The following is a 1,461-nucleotide window of genomic DNA, read 5'->3' as shown; positions in this document are numbered from 1 at the left end:
CCATGCCTGCACCCTACGCGATTGTCGAGTGTTGCACTTGGAAGTTGAGTCTAAGGTCTCATTCGAATGGGCTCAACTTAGCTTTCAGTTGGTCGCCTTGTAGCGCCTTGGCAAATGGCGGATTAATGATTCGAGTCTTTGCCAGTCAACCAGCAGGACGCGGGGATAGAGAGTGTCCGATTTTTTGTGTTCGGGCGATGTGGCACTCAGTACTTCAGCCGGTCAAACCGCTCCTTGTAGCGTATCGAGAACTGACCCATGGCTTCCTTCCAACCGTGGCTGGTTCCACGCCATCTGTTGGTGATGTTGCGTATTCCTAGCCAGATGAGCTTCATAGCGGCATCGTCGTTGGGGAAGTGCCCCCGCGTCTTGATGACCTTTCGCAGCTGCGCGTTGATGCTTTCGATGGCGTTGGTGGTGTGAATCACCCGCCGGATGGGTGGAGTAAAGGCAAAGAATGGGATCACGCGGTCCCATGCTCGCCGCCAGGCCTGTGCCACCATCGGGTAGCGCTTGCCGAGCTGGCTCTCCTCGAAATCCGCCAGCGCGTGCTCAGCACCTTCCAGCGTGGCGGCCTGGTACACCGGCTTCAGGGCCATCGCCAGCGACTTTCGGTCCTTCCAGTTGGCGAAGTCCAAGCTGTTGCGGATCAGGTGCACGATGCAGGTCTGCAGCGTCGTTTCCGGGTAGACCGCGGCAAGCGCCTCGGGCATGCCTTTGAGGCCGTCGGTTACCGCGATCAGGATGTCCTCTACGCCCCGTGTCTTGAGGTCGCTGTACACCTTCATCCAGAATTTGGCGCCTTCGGTGGTTTCAATCCAGATGCCAAGGATGTCCCGGCTGCCATCGGCCTGCACGCCCAGCGCCAGATACACCGCCTTGTTGCGTACCACGCCCTCGTCGCGGATTTTGACCCGCAGGGCGTCAAAGAAGATCACCGGATACATCTGCTCCAGTGGGCGCTGCTGCCACTGCATGACTTCCTGCAGCACTTCATCGGTGACCGAGCTGATGAAATCGGCTGAAACATCCGTACCGTACTGCTCAGACAGGAACGCGCGAATGTCCCGAACGCTCATCCCACGGGCATACATGGCCACGATCTTGTCGTCAAAACCGGTGAAGCGACGCTCGTGCTTGGGTACCAGGATCGGCTGGAAGCTGGCCAGACGGTCACGCGGAACATCCAGTTGAACCGGGCCGTCGCTGGTCAACACCGTCTTCTTGCTGGTGCCATTGCGCTGATTGCCGGTCTCGTCTGGACGCTCCTCGCCAGAACCGTAGCCGAAGTGCTGGCTCAGCTCCGCGCCAAGCGCTCGCTCTATCAATGCCTTCTTCAGGGCCCCGGTCATCTCCTCGATCTGTCCGGCGGTCATCACACCGGTAGGCAGGAGGTCGAGCACTTCCTTAGCAGGCTGCTGAAATACCTCTCAGCTCGTAGACTACTTGAGTCGGAACATC

The 1,461-nt window shown here is 58.9% G+C and carries 1 protein-coding gene; it reads right to left on the bottom strand.

What is annotated here, in order from left to right; genetic code table 11:
• Positions 1 to 206: 206 nt before the first annotated feature.
• Positions 207 to 1,403, bottom strand: a complete 1,197-nt coding sequence (locus tag ACQKDV_RS19480; RefSeq protein ID WP_427785864.1) for an IS256 family transposase — start codon at positions 1,401 to 1,403, stop codon at positions 207 to 209.
• Between the last annotated feature and the right edge of the window lie 58 nt (positions 1,404 to 1,461).

Source organism: Stenotrophomonas sp. NPDC077659, assembly GCF_050268705.1.
Lineage (GTDB): Bacteria > Pseudomonadota > Gammaproteobacteria > Xanthomonadales > Xanthomonadaceae > Stenotrophomonas.
This window is presented reverse-complemented; position numbering and strand designations above follow the sequence as displayed.